Raw genomic sequence first — 24996 nt, 5'->3', positions numbered from 1 at the left:
CTCGCGCAGCTTGGCCGTCATTATAACCATACCAAAGGCTAGGCTGCGGCTGTTTCGCGCAGTTCCTGCGGCAATTTTTCCCAGGCGCGGATCAATTCGCCCACGGACGCAGCCTGCATCTTCTTCATCACGTTGGAGCGATGAAGCTTTACCGTAATCTCGGTAATACCAAGGTCGTAGGCGATCTGCTTATTGAGACGGCCCATTGACACTTCGCGCATGACCTGGCTTTCGCGCGGCGTGAGTGTCGCGAAACGCTCGACATGCTGCTGCACCACCTCGGCGCTCGCGCGCTCAGCAATATCGCGTTCGAGACCCGCGGTAACGGCATCGAGCAAGGTCTGGTCACGAACGGGCTTGGTCAGAAAATCGACCGCGCCCGCCTTCATCGCCTGGACGCTCATCGGGATGTCGCCATGCCCGGTGAGGAAAACGATGGGCTTGGCGATTCCCGCCGTCGCCAGATGCTGTTGAAGGTCGAGGCCGCTCGATCCAGGCATTCGGACGTCGAGCACCAGGCATCCGGCGCGAGCGAGGACCGGCGACTCGATCAACTCGCGCGTCGAGCCGTAACAGATTGCCTCGATTCCGACCGAGAGCATCAGTTCTCCGAGCGCGGTACGCACGTCCTCGTCATCATCGACGATGAGGACGAGCGGAGGATCTTCTTCGGCGAGAGTGCTGATCATGTCGCAAGCGCTTTCGAAGGGTTGGAACGCCGCGGCCGGCGCGCGGCGATCCGTTGGTCGAACCACGTTTTGGTATCGGCGCCGAATTCGGCAGGCGCCTTGCGCTCCAATTGCCCGGCGATATCGGCAAGCGTTTCGCTCGCGAGCGCACCACGCATGGCCTTTTCGGCCTTGAGCATCACCGCGTGAATCGAACACACCCCGCGACTGGCCCATGCGGGCGGCTCTGCTCCGAACAACGGGCAGCGGGTCCGGATCTCCTGGCATTCGAAGAGCGGCTTGCGCCCCTCGATCGCATCGACGATCGCCAGAACAGTGATCGTGTCGGGAGACCGCGCAAGCAGATACCCCCCGCGCACGCCCTCGGCCGCTCTCACGATACCGGCCTTCTCGAGCTTCGCGAGAGTCTTGGCGGCGAACGTCGGCGATATGCCCTGGAACAGCGCGAGGTCCTTGCCGCTGCGCGGCGCCGGACCGGCGTCGACAAGCGTGAGCAGGCAATGGAGGCCATATTCGACGCTGGCGGTGAGATGAGCCATAACATGGACTATACTACTCCATGTTTGCTGAAACAAGAGACGCGGCGCGCGCGTCGCCCGGCGCCGGACCAACGCCGACGCCGGGCGCAACGCGCGCCGAGAGCGATCAGAAATGATAGGCAATGCCGAACAGCGCCTGATGGCGCTCGAATTTCGTACCGCTGCCGCCGAGGTCGCTGTAGCGATACTCGACGCGCGCCGAGATCCGGTCGGTCACGGCGCGTTCGACACCGCCGCCTACCGACCAGCCGTCGAAATTATCCTTGTCGCCATAGGCGCCCTCGATATTGCGCAGCCGAACCGAGGCACGGATATTCTCATAGCCGCCACGCGCGTAAACAAGCGTGTTGTCGGTCACAAGATAGCCAGCGCGGACGCCGAGATCGAACCCATATTCGGGGTTGATACGCCCCATCGCGTCCTTCTGCGAGCGGCTGACGCCGTCGTCGAAGCCGAAATTGACCGCGCCTTCGGCCGAGAGCACGATGCGGTTCGCCGGCTGGATATTATAGCCGAAGAAGACGCCTGCAGTCGCGGCGTCGCGCGAATCGTCGATCTGGGCGGCGCCGCCATCGGTTTCGACGGTGCCGAGCTTGTTCTGGCTCCAGCCTGCCTGTGCCCCGACATAGGGGCCCTCGAAGGTCTGCGCGGAAGCAGGCGTCGCGATCGCACAAAGCGATGCAAAGCCAAGCGAGAGGGGGAGAAAATAAGGCTTCATATTTTGATCTTTCTTCGTTGTTCATTGGCGTGGGGATTTGGCCGCAGCCCCTGCCTCCAGGCTGGCCCCATCAACGGCGGGCGGCCTGGAGGCGCGGGCAGCGCCGGCTTCTCAGCCCGCGTTCTGGCGGGGCGGAAGGAAGTTGCCGTCGATGCCGCCCGGCCAGGGCGTCACGGTCTCGCCCGCGACCATCCAGCGGTCGCCATCCTTGCGGAGCCGCAGCTCGTACATGGCCGGAGGTGCCTCGGGGCTCATGCGGCGAAAGAGGATCGCCGTCGCGTGGTCGCCCTGCTGCTCGACGTGCAGCACGCGGTGCTCGGTCGAAAGCGGTGGCTCGCCGGCATCGCGGCGGGCGCGGAACTCGGCAATCGAGTCATCGCGGGCGACGCGGGTCACATGACCGTCCGACCCGAGTATCAGGAAGCTCTGGTCGGCGGCATAATGGGTTTCCATGCTGTCGATGTCGTAGGCGCTGCCATCGTGAACGACGTCGTGGATCAAGGTCGTGATCGCGGGATCGATGGAGGGATTGGTCATTTTTCTATCTTTCTGTTCAAAGCGAAGATCGGGAGAATCAGAGCAGCGCCATGCCGCCGTCGACGCGCAGATTGATGCCGGTGACGAAGCTGCTCGCATCCGACGCGAGGAAAAGCGCGGCGCGCGCCAGTTCTTCGGGCTGGCCAAGGCGCCCGAGCGGAATGGCGCCCGCCATCATGTCGATGAACGACCCCCGCTCCGTGGCGGGCACGCCGAGTTTCTCAAGAATGGCCGTCTCGGTCGGCCCGGGACTGAGCATGTTGACCCGAATCCGCCGCGTCTTGAATTCGAGCGCCCAGCTGCGGGCAAAGGCGCCGATCGCCGCCTTGGTGCCGGCATAGACGGCATGACCGTCGAGGACCTTCTCGCTCGCAAGCGATCCCACGAGAATGATCGAGCCACCGTCGCGCAGGATCGGCACGATCTTCTGCACCCCGAAGAAAGTGCCTCGCGCGTTGATGCCGAATTGCGCGTCATATTCCTCTTCGGACACCGCGTGTGAGGCGGTGATCGTGTTGACGCCGGCGTTCGCCATATAGATGTCGGCGCGGCCGAAGCGGTCGGCGACGAGCGCCGCCACCCGCTCGTGATGCGCTGGATCGGCGACGTCGCCCTGGACGACGGTTGCTTTCGGCCCGATCGCCTGCGCCGCGGCGTCGAGCGCGTCCTGACGGCGACCGGTAATCACCACATCGGCGCCTTCGCTGGCAAAGAGCGTCGCTGCTGCGAGGCCGATGCCGCTATTGCCGCCGGTAATGACGGCAATTTTTCCATTCAAACTGGTCATGAACCACCTCTTTCGTTGCTGGGAGAGGCGGATATGAGCGTTCCATTGTGGAAGATTAGATTGGACAATGGCACATCATTTTTGCCATAAACTATCGAATGTCCGTAGGTCTTGAACATGCCACCGGCCTGCAGGCCTTCGTGCGGACGGTCGAAGCCGGATCGTTCAGCGCCGCCGCGCGGCGGGCGGGCACCACCCCGTCCGCGGTTTCGAAGAGCGTCGAGCGGCTCGAACAGCGGCTTGGAGTCAAATTGTTTCTCCGCTCGACGCGTTCGCTCGCGCTGACGCTCGACGGGACAGCCTATTATGAACGGGTTGCGCCGCTGCTTCGCGCGCTCGACGATGCCGACGAGGCGCTCGCCGAGACCGGACAGGCGCGCGGCACACTGCGCGTCAGCCTCCCCGGCATTCTCGGTCCGGTGCTCGTCGATGCGCTGACGCGTGATTTCCTGGCCCGCTTTCCCGACATCCGCCTCGAAATCAGTATCACCGACCGTCATGTCGACCTGGTCCGCGAAGGCTTTGACGTGGCGCTGCGCGCCGGGCCGGTCGAAGACAGCGACTGGATCACGCGATCGCTCGGCGGCCTGTCGCTCGTTCTGGTTGCAGCGCCAGCCTATCTCGCGCGCGCCGGAACGCCTTCCACCCACGAAGACCTGAGCGGCGCTGCCCACATTCGCTATCGACTGCGCGCGCAGGCCTATCCGATCCGCTTCGCCGACGGCACCCGGCTTCTGCCGGAGGGAGTTTTCGACACCGACTCGGGACAGGCAATGCGCATCGCGGCCTTGAACGGCACCGGCATCGCGCAGCTTCTGCGCATTGCGGTGGCCGACGACCTCGCCGCTGGCCGGCTCGTCGAAATCATGGAGCATGCTCCCCTCGCGCCGGTCCCCGTCCAGACCCTGCACGCGTTCGGCCGCTTCGCGCCGCTGCGCCTGCGCGTCTTCACCGATTTCCTCGCCGAGACGCTGGCGCCGCACCGGATTTGAACCGGGCATGCTCATGTTCGGAAGCCGATCCGGCGGTGCGTGCCATCGCAGAAGGGTTTGTTGGAGCTGCCGCCGCACCGGCAGAGCCGCGTCTTGCGGACGCAGGCGATCGCCCGTCCCGTTCCGCTCAGGATTTGGAGATTGCCTGTCACATGCAGCGGACCGTCGTCTTCGGGCTCGATCGCCAGTACGCCGCCGCGATCTGCGAGCTTGGGCGTATCGAGGCTCAGCGGCTCGCCGGTTGCGACGAAGCCGACATGGTCGTGCGACTTGTCGCAATAGGGCTTGTTTTTCGACGCGCCGCAGCGACACAGCGTCGCGCGATGGCCGACGCACTCACCCGCCAGCAGTAGATCGGCGCGCACGGCATAGGGGCCATTCTCGCGCAGCGTCACGAGATTTGCGGGCGGCACCGGCTCGGGAGCACCACCGCGCCGCTCGTAGGACAAGGCGCCCGACGGGCATTGGCGAATGATGCCGCAGAGCTGCTCGGTGTCGGTGGCGTCGGCAATGATCCACGGCCCCTCGACATCGGCGAGGAATGTGGCCGGCGCCTGCGTCACGCAGACGCGGGCGTGAATGCAGCGCGTGCCATCGAAATGCACCGTCACGTCATGGCCATCGGCGGGATCCTTTGCGCCGGGCTGCACCGGCCCCGCGCTCAAGACGGCCTGGTCGCAAGTGCGCGAAGCCGGTTCCTGCCTTTCGGATACCGGCGCCGGCGCAGCGCGGAGCCGATCGGCCTGCTTTTCGAGGATTCGCGCCGCGCGCGAGCAACGCGGGTCAGCCGGATCGAGGGCGGCGGCGACCGCGCTCAGTTCCTCGACCCGCTCGCGATAGAGGTGCCGCGCGCTTGCGCCCTGGGGCAGCGCGGCCGCCTCGCGCAACGCAGTGAACGAAACGCCGGCATTGCAATGGGGGTTCGACGGGCCGGCAGGCAGCCGGGCGGCGCGCTCGGCGATCGCGGCGAGCGCGTGCATCAGTCCGATCGCGCAACCGACATAGAGCGCCTTTTCGGGTGACGGACTCGGGAGCGCATAAGCACCGGCGAGCAGGCGTAGCGAAAGAGCATAGATCGCGTTGGCGAGATCGACCGCCGCGACCGCGTCGGCATCCTTGAGCCAGACGCGCCCCGCGGCCTCGGGCGGCTTGCGCAGCACCGGATTGACCGCGGCAGGATGGGCGGGGGCAAATCCCGGGTTTGCGGTCAGGAGGGCACGAAGCTCCTCGCGCACCCCGAGAAAGCGCTGGAAATGCGAGTTGGCGCGGTCGCTCGGCGCGCCCTCGCCTTCGACGACGATTTCGGCCAGCGCGGCAAGCGCCGCGTCGAGCGATGCAATGGGGGTCGCGCCCGCGAGGTTGGTTTCGTCGGACGACAGCTGCAGCGCGGGATCGCCGCAGAAGACTGCCGCTTCGCCGTGCTTGGCGACGAGGGCGCGGAGGCCGGACTCGATCGCCTGGTAGAAGGATCCGATCGTCGCATAATCAAACGCCGCCGGCGTCAGCCGGGGCGCAACCGGAGTGCGCGTTGATCCATTTTCCGCCGCGAATCCGTTGCCATCGGGCTCGCCCGACTCTTCGGGACGCTCGAGGAAGATGAAATGCTGCAGCACGGCCGGACCGAACGGCGCGAGCTTTACCGAGATGCCCCCAGGCAGATATCCGGGGGCGAGCGGGAAGTTGGTGCGCCCGAAGCGCGGCGCGCCGCCGAGCGCAGCCGTGATATTCCAGACCGTCACGAGATGGCTCATTTCGTCGATGGCGACGTCGAGAATGACCCGGCGCCAGCGCGCCACTGCCTCGGTTTCGGCACGGTTCAACCCCTCCGCTTCGCCATCCCTGAGGCTGAACGCGGCATAAAGGTATGTGCACATTAGATTCTGCTCGAGCTCGGCCGCTTCGTAGAGCGCGTGCAGCAGCTTCTCGCGGCTTACGCTGTTCAGTGCATCGATCTGCGGCATCTGACTGACCCCTGGTGGCGGACCCATAGCGGTCCCGATGCGCGCAAGTCTGGAAGGATCGAACTCGCGTGGGGAGACGCGAGTGGTGCCGAAGCGATTGTACCATGCGGGCCGCCCGCATGGTTCGCGATCAGCTGAGCCTAGCCCCGCGGGCAGCCGACCCCCAACCATCGGATAGGTGGCCCCCGGCTCGACAGCGCCAGCGGGCGAACCCTAGTTTTCCGGCATCACCTGGACTTACCAGCACCATGAGGTTGAGCGATGACTATACCATGGAATCCGGCAACAACGGGCCTCGCCATCGATCGAACGCGCGCCGTGCCGCTCACCCAGCAGATCGCAGCCGCGCTGCGCTGCGCGATCGTCGAGGGGCGGCTGCGCCCCGGTGCGCGGCTGCCATCCTGGCTCGACATGGCGGCGCAGCTTGGCGTCTCGCGGGGAACCGTCAAAGCCGCTTACGAGACGCTGATCGACGAGATGCTGGTCTTTTCCGCAGGCGCGGCAGGAACCCGCGTTGCCGATCGCCCTGCTCCGCGCCCCGTCGCGGTCCGCACGGTCGAGATCGCTCCCCCGCTTCAGCACGCCCAGCACGGGTTCGGTTTGCGGCCCCTGCCCTTCCAGATCGGAGTGCCGGCGCAGGACGCGTTTCCCGCCAAACTCTGGGCCCGGCTGCGCACGCGCGCGGTGCGGGCCAACGCCATCGCGCCCGTCACCGCACCCGACCCGCGCGGGACGCCCGAGTTGCGAGCGCAGATCGCCGCGCAGATCGCGATCACCCGAGGTATCCGGTGCTTGCCCGACCAGGTCATTTTGACGAGCGGCTATCGGGCCGGTCTCGGCCTGGCGCTGAGCACGCTCGGCATGGTCGGTCGCCGCGCATGGGTCGAGGATCCGGGCTGTCCCGTGACGCGCAAGGCGCTGCGCCTCGCCGGCGTCGATGACGTGGCGGTTCCCGTCGATGAACACGGCCTTCGGATCGACCGGGCCGTTCGCGCCGCACCCGAAGCGGCGCTCGCGATCGTTACCTCCGGTCTGCAAGGTCCGGGCGGCGCGGCCTTGTCGGCCGGGCGGCGTGCGGCGCTGCTTGCCTGGGCGGAGCGCGAAGGGGGTTGGATCGTCGAACATGACCAGGCCAGCGAACTGCTCCTCGAGGGCCGTGCGCCTGCGGCGATCGCAGCGAACGACCCGAGCGGACGCGTCATACATATCGGCAGCTTCGACATGACCATCAGCGGCGCGCTCGGGCTCGGCTATCTTGTTGCACCCATCGCGCTGGCCGCGCGCTTCGCCGAGATGGCGGCGCACCTCAATCCCGCGCCCAACGCCGCGACGCAGGTCGCGCTTGCGGGCTTTCTCGGCGACGGCCATTTCCTCCGCCACATGCGGCATATGAAAGCGCTTTATCGCGAGCGCCGCGACCTGCTTGCACGATATCTTGGTGACGCCATCCTGCCCGACCTTGGGGGGCTGGCGGCGATCATGCCGCTTCCGGCCGGTACCGACGACGTCGCGCTCGCGGCCCAGGCACCGTCGCTCGGCATCGCCCCCGCACCGCTATCGCCATGGAGCGCCGAGCCCGACCATGCGCGCCCGGGTCTGGTCCTCGGCATCACCAATCTGCGCGAACCGATCGCAGCCAAGGCCTGTGAGACGCTTGTTCGCCTCGCCGAAAGCTCCGCCGCGGCTCCCCTCCCCGCCCGCGCCGCCTGAACGATCGCGGGGCGGCGACGGTACAGCCGGTTGGGCAAGGCTTGGGCCTGTCGGCGGGCGCCGCCGCCCCTAGTCTTTCGCGGGAGGGCTGAAGGAGAATTTGCCATGGACATCAACGTCTTCGAGAATGTCGAGGAGCATCGCTTCGAACTCGACCTGCCCGACGGCAGCACGGCCGCAATCTATTACCGGCTCGACGAGGAAGACCGGCTGGTCCTCTTCCATACCGATGTGCCCTCGGTATTTGCGGGTCTCGGCATCGGCACACAGCTCGCGGCAGGCGCCTTCGACCTCATCCGCCAATCGGACCGCAAGGCGATCCTGCGCTGCGCTTTCCTTCAGAGCTTCTTCCGCGACCACCCCGGATATGCGGAGATTATCGCGGGCTAGGACCGCGCGACCGCGAAGAGCATGGAACCGGACGCTTCTGCTCCCGGAACCGCGCTATTTCGTCATGCCGATGCGATCCACGCGCGAAGCCAGCTCTCGAAATCGATCGGCGCCTTGTGCGGTTGCTCGCCTCCGACCAGCGGTTCGCCCTCGAAGCGCGCCTCGAAATAGAGGGCCTCGGGATCGACGATGATCCCGCGCGAATCCTCGTTGGCGGTCAGGATCTGAAGCGCCAGGTCGGGAAGCGCGCGTTGATCGGGGCCGACGACCTCGACCATGCCGCTCGCCGGCAGCTCGAGCGCGATTTCGGCGAGCGCTGTGGCCACATCGGCGGAACCGATCGGCCGCATCTGGATGGGAGGAACACGGACGCGATCGCCCTCGCCGCCGGCATCGACGATCTTGTAGATGAATTCGAAGAAGGGTGTCGAGCGAACGATGGTGAAACCCAGCCCCGAATCGCGCACCAGCTCCTCCTGCGCTTTCTTCGCGGCGAAATAACCCCCGTTGAGCTGGTTCGTCCCGATCGCCGAAAGGGCGACATGATGCGCGACTCCCGCCTCGCGTTCGGCGCTAAGCAGCCTCCGCCCCGCGTCCGCAAAGAAATGCGTCATGTCGTCGGCTCGCGCATAGCCCGAGTTCGAGGCATCGATCACAATCCGGGCGCCCTCGATCGCCTCGGCAAGGCCTTCACCGGTCACGATGTTGACCCCGGTCGATCGTGCGGCCGCGATCACCTCATGGCCCTGGTTGCGCAAGCGTTCGACGAGCTGGCGGCCGACGAGTCCGGTTCCGCCGATGACGGTGATTTTCATGGCTTGCTCCTGATCAATCTTCGCGCCGCAGCGTCGCCGCCCAGCCCGCTTCGGTCGGCTCGAAGCGCGCGCCGGCCTCCAGCGTGCGATGCACGGGGCAGCGGTCTGCAACGCCAGCCAGTTCGGCACGCTGCGCGTCGTCGAGCGCCCCTTCGATCTCGACGCGCCGCGAAAACACGTCGGGAAGCGTCGCCCCGCCTTCCTTGTGATGGCGCACACCGGTGCTGATGCGGGAAACCGGCCAGCCCTTGCGCGTCGCGTAAAGCCGCAGCGTCATCGTCGTGCACGCCGCCAGCGCGGCCGAGAGCAGGTTGTAGGGCGTCGGGCCCGACCCCAATCCGCCCACACTCTCGGGCTCGTCGGCGATGAAAGCTGCCTTGCCCGCGCGCATCGCAAGCTGGAATTTTCCCAGTCCCGTCTCTTCCGCCTCGGCATCGAACGGCCCGGTCGCCGTCGGCAGCGGCGGCGGCAGGTAGCGGCTGGCCCAGGCGGCAATCATGTCCGCCGCGAAGGCGGCGTCGTCGCCATTGCCGAGCAGATGGTCCGCTCCGTCGAGCGAGACGAAACTCTTGGGATGGCGAGCGGCGAGATAGATGCTCGTCACATTGTCGATGCCGACCACCGCGTCGGTCGGGGAATGGAGCAGTAATAAGGGCCGCCTCAATGCGGCGATGCGGGCGCCCTGGTCCTGCTGCCGCAAATCGTCGATCAGCTTTCGGCCGACGCGAAACGGCCGGTCGGCGATCGCCACCACCCCCTCTCCGTCGGCTTCGATCCGCGCCAATGCGTCGGGGTCGAGCTGGGCCAGCACATGCGCCACATCGAACGGCGCCGCGATCGTCGCAACCGCCCTGGCATCCGGCAGCGATCCCGCCGCCGCCATGACCGCGGCACCGCCGAGACTATGCCCGACGAGCAGCATCACTGGCATGCCGGCCGCGGCCATCGCACCGGCGGCGGCCACGAGGTCGGCGATATTGAGGCTGAAGCTCGTGTCGGCAAAATCGCCTTCGCTGCGCCCGAGCCCGGTAAAATCGAAGCGCAGCACACCGACGCCGGCGCCCGCGAGACGGCGCGAGATACGCACGGCAGCGATATTGTCCTTCCCGCAGGTGAAGCAATGCGCGAACAGCGCCCAGGCGCGCGCAGGTCCGACGGGAAGCTCGAGACGGCCCGAAAGCCGCTCGCCTGCGGCATTGAGGAAGTCAAATGGCTGGGTAGGCATCGGTCTTGTCTCCGCGGGCAGCGCTACGTCCGGCGCTGTTCGGCGTCGGCCGCGACGGCGTCCGCACCCGCGACGCCAAGCACCGAGGCGGTGATCGAAGTCGGCAGCGGCAGCGGCTTCTCGATTCTCGCGATGATCGGAAGAATGATCAGGAAATGCGCGAAATAATAAATGGCGGCGATCTGCGAGATCACGACATAGGGCTGCTCGGCGGGCGCGCCGCCGCAATAGCCGAGGACGAACACGCAGGGCACGAGGCCGAACCAGAAGAATTTCCGGAACAGCGGGCGATAATTGCCCGAGCGCACCGGCGAGGTGTCGAGCCAGGGCAGGAAGAATAGCAGGAAGATCGACGTGAACATCGCCAGCACCCCGAGCAGCTTTGCCGGTAGGATGAGATCCACCGTGAAGGCGCGCAGGATCGCGTAGAAGGGCCAGAAATACCATTCGGGGACGATGTGCGCGGGCGTCGAGAGCGGATTGGCGGGCACGTAATTGTCGGGATGGCCGAGGGCATTGGGAAAGAAGAGGACGAGCGCGGCGAACAGGGTCAGCACCAGCGCGACGCTGAAGCCGTCCTTGGCGGTGTAGAATGGATGGAAGGGCACCGTGTCCTGCGGGCCCCTGACGTCCACCCCGGTCGGGTTGTTCGATCCCGGAATATGGATCGCCCAGATATGCAGCACGACGACCGCCGCGATCACGAACGGCAGCAGATAATGCAGCGCGAAGAATCGATTGAGCGTGGCATTGTCGGGCGCGTAGCCGCCTAGTAGCCAGGTCTGGATCGGTTCGCCGACGAGCGGGATGGCGCTGAACAGGCCGGTGATGACTTTGGCGCCCCAGAAGCTCATCTGACCCCAGGGCAGGACATAACCCATGAAGGCGGTCGCCATCAGCAGGAGCAGGATCACCAGCCCCATCAACCAGGCCATTTCGCGGGGTGCCTTGTACGATCCGTAATAGAGCCCCCGGAACATGTGGATATAGACCGATGTGAAGAACAGCGAAGCGCCGTTCATATGAACGTAGCGGATCAGCCAGCCCGCGTTGACGTCGCGCATAATATGCTCGACCGAACTGAATGCGATGCTGCTGTTGGCGGCATAATGCATCGCCAGCACCACGCCGGTGACGATCTGGATCACCAGCGCCATCCCGTTGAGCACGCCGAAATTCCAGAAGAAATTGAGGTTGCGCGGCACCGGATAACCGCCGCCGGTTGCATTATGGACGAAGCGCGGGAGAGGCAGCTTCTCGTCCAGCCACCGCATGAGCGGATGCTTGGGTTCGTAATTTTTCGCCCAGGGAAAACTCATCGCAGGGTCCATCGCTCGCGCCGGAAGATGCGATCAAAATAGCGGGACGCAGCGCGCGCGGCAGGCACAAGATCGGTCGAGGCGACTGTACCAAGGCGCATCGGCGCCATGATCAGTCGCGCAGGATGCGCTCCATCCGCCGGTCGGGCACGAACCAGAGCAGGATGATGGAGAGGTAGATCGCAAGCGCGATCCCGGGATGCACGAAGGCCAGCGCCGCCGCGACCGCATAGGAGGCGACACTGAGGCGGCCCTTCATATCGCGGCCCACCGCGCGGGCGATCGCCGCATTGGCGGGATGCGAGGCGATGATCGCGCGGACGAGGAGTTCATAGCCGATCGATGCCATGCCGAGCACCATGCCATAACCCGCCACCGCGAGCCCGGCGAAGCCGGTCTCGTCGAGCCAGCGGATCGTGTAAGGGATGAGGCTGAGCCAGAAGAGGTGGAAGAGATTGGCCCAGAGTACCCGGCCGTCGATGCGCCCCGTCGCCTGCAGTAGATGGTGGTGGTTGTTCCAGAAGAGCCCGACGTTGACGAAGCTCAGCGCGTAGACGAGGAGCAGCGGCATGCTCGCTGTGACGCTGACCCATTCGCCGCCCGGAACGCGCAGTTCGATCACCATCACCGTTATCACGATCGCGACCACGCCGTCGGTCAGCGCTTCCATCCGCGCCGACGGCATGCCGCGTCTCGTCGGGCTATCGTCTTCCCGGAATCCGCGATCGGGCACGCCGTCGTCGCCGGCTCGTATCAGACCAGCCCCTCGGCCGCGAGCGTCGCCGCGACCGCGGGCCGTGCTGCCAGTCGGTCGCGCAGGGCAGCGATCGGTGCGGGCAGCTCGACGCCGAAGCGCTCGGCCCACTTCGTCATGACGAAGACATAGAAGTCGGCGGCGCTCGGCGCATCACCGAACAGATAATCCCCCTTCATCGTCTCGCCGAGATAGCGCAGCCGCGCCGTGATATAGGCGCCGGCAGCCGCCTTCTGGCTGTCATTACCCTGATGCCAGAAGGGCTTGAAGCTCTTGTGGATTTCGGTCGAGATATAGGCGAGCGCCTCAAGCAGCCGGGTCCGGCCCAGCGCTCCGGGCACGCCGAACCGGGGATAGACCTGCGCGAGATAGTCGAGAACTGCGATATTCTCGGTCACCAGCTCCTGATCGTCGAGACGCAGCGCGGGAACATAGCTCTTGGGCGTGATCGCGTTGAAGTCGGCGCCGCTGGCGGTAATCTTCGTGCGAAGATCGACGCTTTCGCTTTCGAAGGGCTCACCCGCCTCGTGGAGGATGATGTGGGCGGCAAGGCTGCACGCCCATGGGCAATAATAGAGCTTCATCGGACAGGATCCTGCAAGGGGGCCGCTGGAGCGCCGGGGAGGAGGGAGGCACTCCAGCGGCCGGGTCGACACCGGAGCAACAGGGTCAGGAGCTCCGGTGCCGGGGGGCTTCAGGCCGCGGCAGCGGCCGCTTCGACAGGGTGGACCGCGCGCAGACCGATCTGGACCTTGTTCCAAAAGTTGATCGCGGCGATCGCGACGGTGAGATGCGCGATTTCCTTGTCGTCGAAATGCGCCTTGAGCAGTTCGTAATCGGCGTCGGGGGCGTGCGTCTTGGCGACCCGCGTCAGCGATTCGGTCCAGCCGAGGACGGCGCGTTCGCGATCGGTGAACAGCGGCGAGTCGCGCCAGGCGTCGAGCAGATGAATGCGCATGTCGCTTTCGCCATGCTTGGTCGCATCCTTGCTGTGCATATAGATGCAGAAGGCACAGCCGTTGATCTGCGACGCGCGCAGCTTGACCAGCTCGAGCAGGCCATGATCGAGGCCCGAGGCATCAACGGCCTTCTCGACTTCGAGCATCGCCTTCATGGCTTCGGGAGCGGTCTGGAAAATATTCATGCGGGGCTTCATCGAAATATCCTTCATTTGGCTTGGGGAATAAAAAGCGTCATCATGCTGCGCGCCCGGCGCTGCCGGGCGTCGACTACCGCCCAGACCGCGAGCAGCGTTCCGAGAATGGCTGGGAGCGTCACCGCGGGAAAATCGCGTGCGAGCGCCGAGGGACCGCAGATACCGACCGCGACCTCCCAATAGTGAAATAGCGCATGGCCCCAGAGCCAGAGCGTCGGCGCGGTCCAGAACAGGACACGATGCTCGGAACGGACAGCGCCGAGAAGAAAGGCACCGCCGAGGGAGAGGAAGATCAGTCCAATGTCGCGGATGAAATGCTGGTTGAACGGGCCGGTGGTGGTCACGCCCGGCACCGCAAAATACCAGCCGGCGGGGGCGGCTAGCATGTACAAACCGTTGGCGATCGCTCCGAGGCCCATGAGCAGGGCAAGACCGAGACAGCAATATCTAAGCATGACAGGATCCTTCCGAACGATGGTGACAGGCGGTGACCGGGCTATCCCCCCGCCTATCTGCGCGGCGGCGGCGGGACGTTTTCGAGCCACCAGTCGAAGCGCGTGGCGCCGAGCTTCGCGGCAGGCCCCGGGATCAGCGAGTTGTCGTCGATCACGACGCCGAAATAGGGCGCTGCGGGATCGGCGACGACCGGGCGCGGATCCTTGTCATGGTGCAGGACGCGAGCGATCAGCTCGTCGAGATAGAATTTCTCGGGGCCGCCGATCTCGATCGTCCGGTTGGCGGGCTCGGCGAGCGCAACGGCCGCCACCGCCCCGGCGACGTCTTCCGCGGCCATCGGCTGGATGAAGGCGTGCGGGAGCCGGATTTCGTCGCCGACAACTCCCGACTGGGCAATGCCGCGCAAAAACTCCATGAACTGGGTGGCATGGAGGATCGTGTAAGGAATCGGGCTTTCCTCGATCAGCTTCTCTTGCGCGAGCTTGGCGCGAAAATAGCCGCTGGCCTGCAGGCGCTCGGTGCCGACGACCGATAGCGCGATATGATGACGCACGCCCGCGGCCGTCTCGGCCTCGACAAGATTCCGCCCGGCGGTCTGGAAAAAGTCCATCGCGACCTGGTCTTCGAATGTCGGCGAGTTGGCGAGATCGACGACGACCTCGGCGCCCGACATTGCCTCGGCAAGGCCCTCGCCAGTGATCGTGTTGACCCCGGTGTTGGGCGCCGCGGCGATCGCCTGATGACCTGCTTCATTGAGCTTGGTGACGACTTTCGAACCGATGAGCCCGGTTCCTCCAATCACGACGATCTTCATCGGCTTGCCCTTCCGTTGCCGGCGCGGTCTGCGCCTCCTGCAACCGGACTAGAGGAGATGGCCGAAAGGCTGCAGACCCGAGACCTGCCCAACCTCCTGTACCAACCGCGGTGCCGGACGTCCGCTTGGTACAATGCACCGGACGGTTTTCGGACCTACCGGCTCTCTTGGCCCACCGCTCTAATCCTGCGGGTGACCGGTGATGCAAGGCAGGCGCGATCTCCCCCCGGAAGATCGCCCAGGAGAGCGGCGCATCCCGGTCATCGACGCCATGATCATGGGCGACCTGGGGAGCCGTGTTAACCGGACGCGACAGGGATGGTGAACGCAGCGGCTTTTTTCCGGTTTCACCCTGCGGCCAACGAAATGGCAGGCGAGCATCCCACCTGTCCGGCTCCCCCTTTTTCTCCCGACCCAACCGACGCGCCCAGCGTGTTCCCCCTTCCCCCTCGCGCTCTGCCGCGAACAGACGCTCGCGCCGATGCGCAATGCGTTGAGAATAGTGGCCCCCGGCGGTGGAGGAACGACCGCCGGGGGCTGCAATTTGACCCGTGCAGCTGAAAGACACAGCTGCCGACAGGTGTTTATCCGGCCGGGAGTGGGAGGCGCTGTCGCAGCCGTAGGCCGGCAGGCCTCATCTCCCGGCAATCCGCATCAATAGTCCCAGACAGCGGGAACGCATCGAAAGGCGTCTCCGTCGAGAGCCACATGGAAGATCGACGGGAACGGAAGATGCGTCGCCACGAACGCTTCGCGGTTTTCCGCGAACCCGCGCATGAGCTCGACCCGGACGCGAGCGGCTTCCGCGGGATCGTGCTCGAAGCCATTGTACCAGCCAGGACGTTCGAACGAGACCTGGAATATCGCGTCGCCGACGAATGTGAGCCGGTCGCCGCCCGAGGCGATGCGAACCACGCTATGGCCGGGCGTGTGGCCACCGGTGCGTTGGACGAGAACGCCGGGCGCGACTTCATATTCTTCTTCGAAACTTTGTACCTGGTCGCGATAAAGCTCCATGAACCGGGTGGCGGTGCGGCGAAGCGCATCGGGGAACCCCTCGGGCATGGCGGTAAGCGAGAAATCGGGATCCTCCCAGAACGCGACCTCGGCGGCCGCGACATGGACCCGCAGATCGGGACGCATCCGCTCCTTGATGCCATCGACGACCAGGCCGCCGATATGATCCATGTGCATATGGGTGAGGATCACGTCGGTTACCGATGCAAGATCGACGCCGGCGGCCGCAAGGCGCTGGATCAGGCGACCAGCCTTCCCGAGTTCGAGGTTCGGATCGAAGCCGAGCCCGCAGTCGACGAGGATGGTCTGCGCGCCGCTCCGCACCACGAGGACGTTGAGCGGCCACTCGGCCACATCGCGCGGGAGGAACTGGTCGTCGAGCCAGGAGCCCAGGACTTCGGGCTCGACATTATGCGCCAGGACGTTGGCAGGGATCGGCAGCACACCGTCGCTGATCACGAGCACTTCGATGTCGCCGACCTGCAGCGCGTAGCGCGACGGTACCAGCTCATCGAGCCCTTCTCGGTCGGTAATATTCGTCTTCGGGATCATGACAGTCTCCTATTTCTCGATTTCGGAAGACCATGGATCGCGCCTTTGACCGGCGACCGATATCGTGCGCGCCGACAGGTTGGACTGCCCAATCGTCAGACCGACCTACACTTTCACATAGGTTCCTCTCGCGGGCGCAGCGCGGCATGATCGGCGAACAGGGGACGGTCGGTTACCGGTCCCGACCGGAAGACCGACCGAACCGCAGCCGTGCGCGCCCTCGGGTACGCCGTGCCGCCGCATCGAAAGGCAATGCCATGACCGCCGGCTCCAGCGCCGATCGCAGACATTTCCTGCAGGCCGCCGGCCTCGGCGCGGCGGGCGTCGCCGTGGCGGGATTTCCGATGGCGAATGCAGCGCAGATTGGCAAAGGCGCGAACGCACAGTCGCTGGCATCGCCAACCATGGGGCAGCTGCGGCGGGTGAGAGCCGGCGATCTCGACGTGGCCTACGCCGAAATGGGTCCGGCGGAAGGCCCGGTCGCCATCCTACTGCATGGCTGGCCGTACGATATCCACTGCTATGAAGAGGTCGCGCCGCTGCTGGCCAAGGCGGGCTATCGGGTGATCGTCCCCTATCTGCGCGGCTACGGACCGACGCGATTCATCGGTGCCGATGCCTTTCGCAACGGCCAACAGACGGTGCTCGCGCTCGATGTCATCGCCTTGATGGATGCGCTCAAGATCGGGACCGCCACGCTCGGCGGTTGCGACTGGGGCGCGCGCACCGCGTGCATCGTCGCGGCGATCTGGCCCGAGCGATGCACCGCACTGGTTTCGGTCAGCGGATATCTGATCGGCAGCCAAGAGGCGGGCGCGATGCCATTGCCGCCCAAGGCCGAACGCTCCTGGTGGTATCAATTCTACTTCGCCACCGATCGCGGCGAGCGTGGATATGAGACCAATCGCGCTGAGTTCTCGAAACTCATCTGGCAAAGCGCGTCGCCCGAGTGGAGGTTCGACGACGCCACCTTCGCGCGATCGGCGCAGGCGTTCGACAATCCCGACCATGTCGCGATCGTGATTCACAATTATCGCTGGCGACTGGGACTGGCGGATGGCGATCCCCGACTTGATGCACTGGAAAGACGCCTGGCAGCAGCGCCGATCATCAGCGTCCCGGCGATCACGCTGGAAGGCGACGCAAATGGCGCGCCGCACCCCGAGCCGCGCGACTATGCCGGGAAATTCTCCGGCCGATACGCGCATCGCACGATCGGCGGCGGCATTGGCCATAATCTACCCCAGGAAGCACCCGTCGCATTTGCGGCAGCCGTCATCGATGTTGCGAAAGCAGGTTAGGAAGCACGTTGCATCACAGTGGCAATTCCCGCGTGACCGCTCGCCTGTCCGGTTTGTTTAGACCGGTCACCAAACAGATGTTCGCCCGGCCCGCCGACCCGCTCGGCATCGCGCTGAGCTATGAAATTCTCCGCAATGGAATAGGCGTGCTCGCGCTCGCGTTTCCAGTCGTCATGATCGTGGGCGGCGGACTCCACCATATCCAGCCCTCGCTCAGCGCCTATTATCACTTTGACCCTGATGCGCCGGGCCAATATGGCGCCGGGACGATGCGCGACGCCTTCGTCGGCATGCTCTGCGCGATCGGATCATTCCTCTTCTTCTATCGGGGTCATTCGTTCCAAGAGGATCTGGCCCTGAATTGCGCGGGCATCTCCGCTATTCTGGTTGCGCTGGTGCCGACCGACTGGCCCACCAACAAGGGCGCCGCGACAAGCCCGTCGGGGACCGTTCATTGGGTCTCCGCGACGGTCTTCTTCGTGATGATCGGATATGTCTGCATTTTCCGCGCGCGGGACACGCTTGTACTGACCGACGATGCCTGCCGCAGGATCAGATTTCATCAAATATATGTGTGCCTCGGCGCGCTCATGCTCGCGACGCCCGCCGCAGCCGCCGTTTCGTTTCAGCATAGCAGCCATGCAACCCTGACGATCGAGGTGTGCGGCATATTCGTATTTTCCGTATTCTGGTTGATCAAGGGGTACGAGATCAGATCCTCCTTCGGGACAAGGTTGGATGCCGCTTTCGTAGATGCTCAACAAGGTTAGCTAATGGCCGATTGCGGTCGGGCGGGTTTCGGGCGTGGATCCAAGATAGCCGACATTCACCAGGATCCCGTGCGGGCGCCCTAAAGGGACCACTAGCGGACCTTCAAAGCAGAGGGGATTGTCCATCCGTCGTTTTTGAACCGAACTCGCCAACCACCTCATACATGCCGGGATCAAATGTAGCGAATGACAGGGCTTCTTCGAGATATGGGCGTGGCGCTGGGTCTTGGCGCATGGCCTCGTAGTCAGCGAGGCTGGCCCATTTGGCGTACATGGTGACCTTGCTGCCGTCTGTGCTGCGATGAAGGGTCGACGAAATGAACCCAGGCGCTTTGCTGACGATCTCGCCCGTCACCTTGGTCAATATATCGACCAATCGCTGTTGATTGGACGGATCGACCTGAAAGACATTTATGAAGACAATCACGGCGTTCCCAGCTGGGCGAAAAAGCGAATCGAACATACGAGAAGTAGGGTCGATGGATGCAGAGGCAACTGCCGCTTTCCATCTCACAAGAGAAGTTTCGCCGAGATTGCTTCATTTTTCGACTTTTTACCGCTGGACTTGGCCGATTTCCGACTGGCAGCTTTCGGCGCGAAAGTACGCGTTAGCGGACAAGGGCCAATTCAGCGTTCGTTTCTAGCCATCCCAACGGCCTCGAGGATATTGTCGATCACAAAGGACGGATCCTCGTGCGGAAGCCCGTGTCCGGCCGTCTTGGAAATATTCTGCCTTGCGCGGGAGGACAGGGAGAGCAGTCCTCGCTGCATCCTCTGCGTGGCTGCCTCAAGTTTGACAGCAATCGGTTCCGACAACCCCGGCACCATTCGGTAACTTGTGCTGTGGGTTGCAATAACCACCGGCTTGGAACCCAGAGATCGCAGTTTGCGCGCCTGCGCGGCGCTAGCCTTGAAGTCGAGCCTCTCTTCATTTTTCGTCGGATCGTTAGCCATGGACGTCAGAAACGTCCGCGCTTCGGTGACAGCCTTCTCTTCATCGGGGGCCGGGGCTGGTAGGACCGAAAGCCAGCTATCGATCTGGTCGGGATGGGTCGAAGACACGAGCACGAGACCGGCCGTTTCTTCCGGATACAGGCTTGCGAATACCTGCGCGTGCAATCCCCCGATGGAATGCCCGACGATAAGGTAAGGCCCCGCTATTCCCGCAGCGTGGAGAACGTTGCGCAAATCCGCCGCCGCATCGGCGCTGGTGCGGATGAGTTCTGGCGCAGCCCCGCTCGCGCCAAGGCCCGCCCGATCATAGAGGCAGACACGAGTGTGTTCTGCAACCTTGGCTGCGATACCTTGCCATCCTGGATCTTCGGCAGGCGCCGTTCCCATCCCGGCATCGACAACGACGGCGGGCGCACCAGCCCCCCGGCATGTCAGTTGGATAGAGCGCCCACCTATGTCGAAGCGGCCGTCTACGGAATAACCGTCCGATCCCTCGGCAGTGCCGATGGTCGTGGTCATCAAAACGATTGGCAAGACTAGCAAAGAGCGCATCAATATCTCCAAATCGGCTGCGCAGCCAAAAGTTGCGTCAGCTTATAGACGGTAGCTCGACGGCATTTGGATGCGCAACCGGAGGAAGCGCAATCGGCTTTTCTGGCCGAAGGCGGGCAGGCAGGTTTAACCAGATATCCAGCGAAAGCAGCCGTTCTCGGCGCCCCTGAAATTGAGCTTCACCGGCGTCGAACGAATATCGACGGCGACCCGGTAGAGACGAAAAATCCTCTCCCGATTCGCCGGTCACGCCGCCTCCCGGGTGCAGCCAGCTCTCCTGCTATCCCTCGAGCCTCTCTTTGAGGAACGCGTAGGTGCGCCCATTCGCTAGCGCGGCCGCGTCGGCGTCATAGTGGGTTCCAGTGTGCCGAGCAAACGCATGGCTGCAGCCGGGGTAAGAGAAGACGACGACCGAGGGATTCTGTGCGACCGCCGACTTGATCGTTTGCTGCGCTGCCTTCGAGATGAACTCGTCTTCCTCGCCGAGATGAATCATCAGGGGACTGCGAATGTCCTTGGCCTCCGAAGCATAGTCCCCCGCGGAGCCGGGATAATATGCAACGCCCGCATCGGCGCCATGCCGTGCGGACACGAGGTAGGTCATCAATCCACCGAGACAATATCCCATCAATCCCACCTTGCCGGCGGCACCCGGAAGCGAACCGGCAAATTCCATAATAGCGGCGATGTCGATCGCGCCCTGCGCACGATCATAGGCCTGATAAAGCGCGAGCCCCTTCTTCCATTCCTCGTCAGTCCAGTGTGAGAGGTCGACGCCTTTTTCCTGTCGCCAGAAGAGATCGGGTGCGAGCGCAATGAAGCCCTGCTCTGCAAGTTCGCGGCAGCTGGCCCGCATGTCGTCGTTCACGCCGAAGACTTCGTGCAGAACAACGACGACAGGTCCGCTTCCAGACGCCGGCCGTTCGACAAACGCGCCGAGCGAGCCGCCGTCAATTGAGATCGTGATATTTTCCCCCATCTCGGTTCTCCCACTGACTGTCGTCGGTCCCAGTAAATATCGTGATCGCATGCCAGCCTACTCGGAGTTCGACCCGGATCCGGCCTGAATGCGCCGCAAAGACTGCGATTGCTCGAGATGATCTGCAAGCGGCTTTTTGCTTTTGTGCAGATGATTTCCGCAGGTATTGGCCGATTGGGGCCAGGCGGCTTTCAACTCTGATTCCAGATAAGCGACATTCTGTAGCGGTACGACAATGCCTTGGCCCCTCGTTTCTTAGCGCGGCCTGATCGGTACACTGCGCTAGATCAATCTCGGACCTTTCTTCCGATCCCATTCGCCAACATCTGGTCGAACCGGCATTTTATTTGCTCGGGATGTCACAGCGGCGGGATCCCGCTCGTCAGGCATGGTGACGCCGATTTTGGCTCAGGAAGAAAGGAAGATCAGATGAATCGGTTGAATTGGTCCGAAGTCGCTCCCGCCGGAGCGAAGGCGCTGTACGGTGTGCACCATTATGTCACCAACAGCACGGCCCTCCCTGAAGAACTGATTCATCTCGTCTTCCTCCGGGTCTCCCAGATCAACGGATGCGCTCACTGTATCGATCTGCATACCCGGGACCTTCTCAAGACCATGCCGATCGACAAGATCGCGCTGCTCCCGGTGTGGCATGAAGTCCCGCATCTGTTCCCAGACCAATATCGCGCGGCTCTGGCTTGGGCGGAGGAAGTCACGCGCGTCAGCGAGACCCATGCTTCCGACGAGGCCTATGCAGCAGCAGCCGAGGCATTCGAGCCGAAAGACCTCGTGGACCTGACGATCGCGATTGCGGCGATGAACGCCTTCAACAGGCTGGGCGCACCATTCCGCCTTCCGGTTGCGGCCAAGCCCTGAGGCGTGAGCGCTGCTCGCTTTTTGGCGTCGCGGTACAATATCAAGGCGATCAGCGAGGCTAACCGCGCCATGCGACCCAGGAGGGCTCTTCCTTTCAGGAAACACGGCTCTTCATCTTGCGCCCGTCCGATTTCGATCGGGCGGGCGTTCTTTTTAGGCAAATCGTCCCTAGTGGCCGGTTTCGGCCTGGCGGCTTTCAGGCGGCGGTCCTGAAGAAGCGGACGTGCGAAACCGATGGGGCGGCGATGACAGCTCGCGACCGCTAGCGGATCTGCACGCTGGTCGGGACGACTCTACCCTCCTGTGGACAAAGCACGCGCGGCATATTATGTATGGGTTATTGCATGGCTTTATATAGGTATTGTATATGGCTCAGGAACTCGAGGCCCGAGAGAAATGGGTATGGATATATAAATCCGGTCTCCACGGTCTCTGCCCGCGCTGCGGACAGGGCCGGATGTTCAAGCGTTGGCTGAAGGTCACGGATCAATGCCCGACTTGCGGCTTGAACTATGATTTTGCGACCCCCGATGACGGACCCGCCTTTTTTTCCTTATGCTTTATCGCCTTTCCCCTCGTCTTTCTGGTTGTGTGGTTCGAAGTTGCTTTCAGCCCACCCTGGTGGATGCACGCGCTCGTCTCGGTGCCGCTTATGATCATTCCTTGCGTCCTCGCGCTCCATCCGATCAAGGGATGGCTTGTCGCATCCCAATATGTGAACAAGGCGCAGGAAGCGGGGACAGACGCCCTTTGGGCCAAACTCAATGCGCGCGCCAAGGAGGAGTGACCAGGCGTGGTCAAGAAGGACTGGCTTCCCGATCTCGATAGCGCTGATGGCCCCAAATATCTGGCGATCGTCGATGCCATGGCTGTGGCGATCGAAGCGGGCGACCTGCGCGGCGGTGATCGGCTCCCCCCGCAGCGTGATCTCGCCGCCCGTCTCGGTGTCGATCTTACCACTGTCACCAAGGCTTATGACCAGGCCCGAAACCGCGGCTTGATTGTGGCGCGCGGACGCGCCGGAAGCTTCGTGCTGCCACAGGACGTAATGGCCGCAGGGCCCCCTCCGCGCGATACGGGCATGAACATGCCGCCCGAAGTGGAAGGCGGGTCGCTGCTTGCATCGTGGGAGCGAACGACAAGTGCGCTGCTGAGCGTGCCCGGCGCGGGCGGCCGCCTCCATTACGTCCCTGCCGGTGGAAGCGAAGCCGACCGGATCGCAGGCACAAAGATATTCGAGCGTGTCAGCTTGGCGAGCCACCCGGACGAAGTAATCGTGACCTCGGGATCGCAGAATGCCCTGCACGCGATTATCGGCGCGGCGCTGGCGCCCGGTGATACGGTCGCCTGCGGGCCCTATGTCTATCCAGGCTTCCTTGTGCTCGCCCGAAAAGCCGGGTTGAAGCTCGCACCCATGGCCCGCATTGATGCAGCGAATCTGGAGGCCCTTTGCCGAACGAGAAAGATTGCCGCTCTTTACCTCGTGCCGACCAACGACAATCCGACGACGACGACGCTGAACGCGGAAGAGCGGGCGGCCATCGCCGAGGTCGCACTGCGGCACGCTATCCACATCATCGAGGATGATGCCTATGGTCTACTCGACGAACGGCCGCTGGCGCCTCTGGCCAGCCTGGTGCCGGAACTTGGGTGGTACATCGCGACCAGTTCGAAGATCATCTCGCCGGCATTGCGCGTCGCGCATGTCCGGGCGCCGTCGCTCCGACAGGCGATGGCTTTGGCCGCGGGGGTGCACGACACTAATGTGATGGCGCCTCCGCTTAACGCCGCGCTCCTGACCTGCTGGGTCGAAGACGGCCGCTATGACCGGCTGATCGCCGAAACGCGCGCGGAGGCCAAAAGGCGCCAAGCGCTTGCAGCAGAGATTTTGCCACCCGCAAGCTATGCCGCCCATCCTTGCGGCTACCATCTTTGGGTGTCGCTACGCGACGACGACAACGCGGCGCAGATTGGCAGCGCCCTTGCCGGCGCTGGGATGACCGCAATACCGGCTGACAGCTTCTCAGCCGACAACATGCGCGCGCCAGCCTTGCGTGTATCCCTTGGCGGAGCAATTGACACGTCGGGCCTGCGGCGCGGGCTAACGATGCTCTCGTTGTATTTGACGTCTGCCGGGCCGCTGCCGCCGGTTATTTGATCCGAATGCCGCGCGAAGCTGGCCGTTTTCGGTCGGTCGGCTTTCAGGTTGGCGACCCAAAGAAACGGATGTTGGAAGCTCGCCGGGAGGGATGACGGCTCGCGACCGTTTGCTGCCGTCTCTTTATTCGTCACCCCGGATTTGATCCGGGGTCCCGCTTGATGCCGAAGACCGGTCGACGCCCCCAAAAGCGGGATCCCGGGTCAAGCCCGGGATGACGGAAGTGGAGAAGAGCAACGACAGCTCTCCACCCCACATGAGACGTTTCGCCAAATTTTCCGTCGACTGAAAATGTATCGCTGGACCGGGCCGATTGCGGACCGCCAGCTTTCGGGTTGAAACCGACAAAAGCAGACGTTGAATGGTTCGCACCTAGCCCCGCAAGAAGGTCCATCGGGTCGCACCGCTCTGCAACACCATTCGCCCACCGCCAATTTGAACGTCATATTGCTCCGACGTCTGCGCGAGCTTCGAACCACCTTGGCGGCCACAGCTTGATTCAAAGCTTTCCGTGCCATTTTCGACCGCGAAAATTGTCTTGCCACCCTCTTGACTGACGCGCCCATGTTTCACTTGCGTCGTCGTCATCGAGCAGCCTTCCTTTTCGGCATGGCGTTTGGCGATCTTCCACGTAAAACGTCCGTCCTTCCCGATTTCAAGCGTCATGGAACGCGCCACCTGCATCGACGCCGGTTCGGTCACGATCGTGGTGCGCGTAGGCGAACCATAGCCGGCGGTGCCGCCCAGGCTGGTGCCATAGGACACGCCGACGTTGGGCTGGAGTTTGATGCGCGGGACAAGTACCAGCTCTTTGCCGCTGCTGGATTGCGTCCAGACACCTGCGGCGCTTGCCGAAATTGCCTCAGCATGGAGCACCGAGGTCGCGGCGATCGCAGTTACGGCGGTAAAAATGGCCAAATTCTTCATAAAAAAACCTCGCTTTGTAACCGATTTTCTCGCGAGCCTTAGCCCGTC

The 24996-nt window shown here is 63.8% G+C and carries 27 protein-coding genes; 8 read left to right on the top strand and 19 right to left on the bottom strand.

Annotated features, from left to right (window positions below; translation table 11 throughout):
- Positions 1–38: 38 nt before the first annotated feature.
- The 5 genes from E5675_RS08845 to E5675_RS08825 all read right to left on the bottom strand — a co-directional run bounded on the left by E5675_RS08845 (position 39) and on the right by E5675_RS08825 (position 3270).
- Positions 39–689, bottom strand: coding sequence for a response regulator transcription factor (locus E5675_RS08845; protein WP_136174196.1), 651 nt, complete (start codon positions 687–689; stop codon positions 39–41).
- Positions 686–1228, bottom strand: a complete 543-nt coding sequence (locus E5675_RS08840; protein WP_136174195.1) for an Rrf2 family transcriptional regulator — start codon at positions 1226–1228, stop codon at positions 686–688. The genes E5675_RS08845 and E5675_RS08840 overlap by 4 nt, the downstream gene beginning before the upstream one ends.
- Before the next feature lie 106 nt (positions 1229–1334).
- Positions 1335–1946, bottom strand: coding sequence for a porin family protein (locus E5675_RS08835; RefSeq protein WP_136174194.1), 612 nt, complete (start codon positions 1944–1946; stop codon positions 1335–1337).
- 111 nt (positions 1947–2057) lie between these two features.
- The gene (locus E5675_RS08830; protein WP_136174193.1) at positions 2058–2483 is read right to left on the bottom strand and encodes a hypothetical protein; all 426 of its coding nucleotides are present in this window, start codon (positions 2481–2483) and stop codon (positions 2058–2060) included.
- A gap of 37 nt (positions 2484–2520) precedes the next feature.
- Positions 2521–3270: a glucose 1-dehydrogenase gene (locus E5675_RS08825; protein WP_136174192.1), complete on the bottom strand. Its 750-nt coding sequence runs from the start codon at positions 3268–3270 to the stop codon at positions 2521–2523.
- Between the two features lie 98 nt (positions 3271–3368).
- Here E5675_RS08825 and E5675_RS08820 point away from each other — a divergent pair, with 98 nt between their 5' ends.
- Positions 3369–4262 (top strand): LysR family transcriptional regulator, encoded by an 894-nt coding sequence (locus E5675_RS08820; RefSeq protein WP_136174191.1) that lies wholly within the window; start codon positions 3369–3371, stop codon positions 4260–4262.
- 11 nt (positions 4263–4273) lie between these two features.
- Here E5675_RS08820 and E5675_RS08815 read toward each other — a convergent pair whose 3' ends face one another.
- Positions 4274–6223: a ferritin-like domain-containing protein gene (locus E5675_RS08815; protein WP_168707826.1), complete on the bottom strand. Its 1950-nt coding sequence runs from the start codon at positions 6221–6223 to the stop codon at positions 4274–4276.
- A gap of 261 nt (positions 6224–6484) precedes the next feature.
- Here E5675_RS08815 and E5675_RS08810 point away from each other — a divergent pair, with 261 nt between their 5' ends.
- Both E5675_RS08810 and E5675_RS08805 read left to right on the top strand, forming a co-directional pair.
- Positions 6485–7933, top strand: a complete 1449-nt coding sequence (locus E5675_RS08810; RefSeq protein ID WP_136174189.1) for a PLP-dependent aminotransferase family protein — start codon at positions 6485–6487, stop codon at positions 7931–7933.
- Positions 7934–8038: 105 nt separating this feature from the next.
- A complete protein-coding gene (locus E5675_RS08805) occupies positions 8039–8323 on the top strand; it encodes a GNAT family N-acetyltransferase (protein ID WP_136174188.1) in 285 nt (94 codons plus the stop codon).
- Positions 8324–8385: 62 nt separating this feature from the next.
- On the opposite strand, the gene E5675_RS08800 is transcribed toward E5675_RS08805, so the two are convergent.
- The 9 genes from E5675_RS08800 to E5675_RS08760 all read right to left on the bottom strand — a co-directional run bounded on the left by E5675_RS08800 (position 8386) and on the right by E5675_RS08760 (position 16431).
- On the bottom strand, positions 8386–9138 hold the full coding sequence (locus tag E5675_RS08800; RefSeq protein WP_136174187.1) for an NAD(P)H-binding protein: 753 nt from the start codon (positions 9136–9138) through the stop codon (positions 8386–8388).
- A gap of 13 nt (positions 9139–9151) precedes the next feature.
- Positions 9152–10363: a bifunctional alpha/beta hydrolase/OsmC family protein gene (locus E5675_RS08795; RefSeq protein ID WP_136174186.1), complete on the bottom strand. Its 1212-nt coding sequence runs from the start codon at positions 10361–10363 to the stop codon at positions 9152–9154.
- Positions 10364–10386: 23 nt separating this feature from the next.
- Positions 10387–11682: a cytochrome b N-terminal domain-containing protein gene (locus E5675_RS08790; protein WP_136174185.1), complete on the bottom strand. Its 1296-nt coding sequence runs from the start codon at positions 11680–11682 to the stop codon at positions 10387–10389.
- Between the two features lie 112 nt (positions 11683–11794).
- Entirely contained in the window at positions 11795–12367 is a 573-nt protein-coding gene (locus E5675_RS08785) for a TMEM175 family protein (RefSeq protein WP_136174184.1), read from the bottom strand.
- 68 nt (positions 12368–12435) lie between these two features.
- On the bottom strand, positions 12436–13020 hold the full coding sequence (locus E5675_RS08780) for a glutathione binding-like protein (RefSeq protein WP_136174183.1): 585 nt from the start codon (positions 13018–13020) through the stop codon (positions 12436–12438).
- A 110-nt stretch (positions 13021–13130) separates the two neighbouring features.
- Positions 13131–13592: a carboxymuconolactone decarboxylase family protein gene (locus E5675_RS08775; protein WP_136174182.1), complete on the bottom strand. Its 462-nt coding sequence runs from the start codon at positions 13590–13592 to the stop codon at positions 13131–13133.
- Between the two features lie 11 nt (positions 13593–13603).
- On the bottom strand, positions 13604–14047 hold the full coding sequence (locus E5675_RS08770; protein ID WP_136174181.1) for a hypothetical protein: 444 nt from the start codon (positions 14045–14047) through the stop codon (positions 13604–13606).
- A gap of 53 nt (positions 14048–14100) precedes the next feature.
- Complete coding sequence (locus E5675_RS08765) at positions 14101–14862, bottom strand: SDR family oxidoreductase (protein WP_136174180.1); 762 nt, start codon at positions 14860–14862, stop codon at positions 14101–14103.
- 654 nt (positions 14863–15516) lie between these two features.
- Entirely contained in the window at positions 15517–16431 is a 915-nt protein-coding gene (locus tag E5675_RS08760; RefSeq protein WP_136174179.1) for an MBL fold metallo-hydrolase, read from the bottom strand.
- Between the two features lie 146 nt (positions 16432–16577).
- On the opposite strand from E5675_RS08760, the gene E5675_RS08755 reads away from it, so the two are divergent.
- A complete protein-coding gene (locus E5675_RS08755) occupies positions 16578–17732 on the top strand; it encodes an alpha/beta hydrolase (RefSeq protein WP_348769828.1) in 1155 nt (384 codons plus the stop codon).
- Positions 17733–17764: 32 nt separating this feature from the next.
- The gene (locus E5675_RS08750; RefSeq protein ID WP_136174178.1) at positions 17765–18502 is read left to right on the top strand and encodes a hypothetical protein; all 738 of its coding nucleotides are present in this window, start codon (positions 17765–17767) and stop codon (positions 18500–18502) included.
- Positions 18503–18605: 103 nt separating this feature from the next.
- On the opposite strand, the gene E5675_RS08745 is transcribed toward E5675_RS08750, so the two are convergent.
- The 3 genes from E5675_RS08745 to E5675_RS08735 all read right to left on the bottom strand — a co-directional run bounded on the left by E5675_RS08745 (position 18606) and on the right by E5675_RS08735 (position 20987).
- A complete protein-coding gene (locus E5675_RS08745) occupies positions 18606–18965 on the bottom strand; it encodes an antibiotic biosynthesis monooxygenase family protein (RefSeq protein ID WP_210727629.1) in 360 nt (119 codons plus the stop codon).
- Between the two features lie 164 nt (positions 18966–19129).
- Complete coding sequence (locus tag E5675_RS08740) at positions 19130–19975, bottom strand: alpha/beta hydrolase (protein ID WP_168707825.1); 846 nt, start codon at positions 19973–19975, stop codon at positions 19130–19132.
- Positions 19976–20288: 313 nt separating this feature from the next.
- Positions 20289–20987, bottom strand: a complete 699-nt coding sequence (locus tag E5675_RS08735) for a dienelactone hydrolase family protein (RefSeq protein ID WP_136174176.1) — start codon at positions 20985–20987, stop codon at positions 20289–20291.
- Positions 20988–21416: 429 nt separating this feature from the next.
- Between E5675_RS08735 and E5675_RS08730 the strand changes: the two genes are divergently transcribed.
- The 3 genes from E5675_RS08730 to E5675_RS08720 all read left to right on the top strand — a co-directional run bounded on the left by E5675_RS08730 (position 21417) and on the right by E5675_RS08720 (position 24021).
- Positions 21417–21863, top strand: a complete 447-nt coding sequence (locus tag E5675_RS08730; RefSeq protein WP_136174175.1) for a carboxymuconolactone decarboxylase family protein — start codon at positions 21417–21419, stop codon at positions 21861–21863.
- 367 nt (positions 21864–22230) lie between these two features.
- The gene (locus E5675_RS08725; RefSeq protein ID WP_136174174.1) at positions 22231–22650 is read left to right on the top strand and encodes a DUF983 domain-containing protein; all 420 of its coding nucleotides are present in this window, start codon (positions 22231–22233) and stop codon (positions 22648–22650) included.
- Between the two features lie 6 nt (positions 22651–22656).
- Complete coding sequence (locus E5675_RS08720) at positions 22657–24021, top strand: PLP-dependent aminotransferase family protein (protein ID WP_247594840.1); 1365 nt, start codon at positions 22657–22659, stop codon at positions 24019–24021.
- A gap of 372 nt (positions 24022–24393) precedes the next feature.
- Here E5675_RS08720 and E5675_RS08715 read toward each other — a convergent pair whose 3' ends face one another.
- Complete coding sequence (locus tag E5675_RS08715) at positions 24394–24948, bottom strand: hypothetical protein (RefSeq protein WP_136174173.1); 555 nt, start codon at positions 24946–24948, stop codon at positions 24394–24396.
- Between the last annotated feature and the right edge of the window lie 48 nt (positions 24949–24996).

This window comes from Sphingopyxis sp. PAMC25046, from assembly GCF_004795895.1.
Lineage (GTDB): Bacteria > Pseudomonadota > Alphaproteobacteria > Sphingomonadales > Sphingomonadaceae > Sphingopyxis.
The sequence above is the reverse complement of the archived record's forward strand: the minus strand, read 5'-3'. Positions and strand labels throughout refer to the sequence as shown.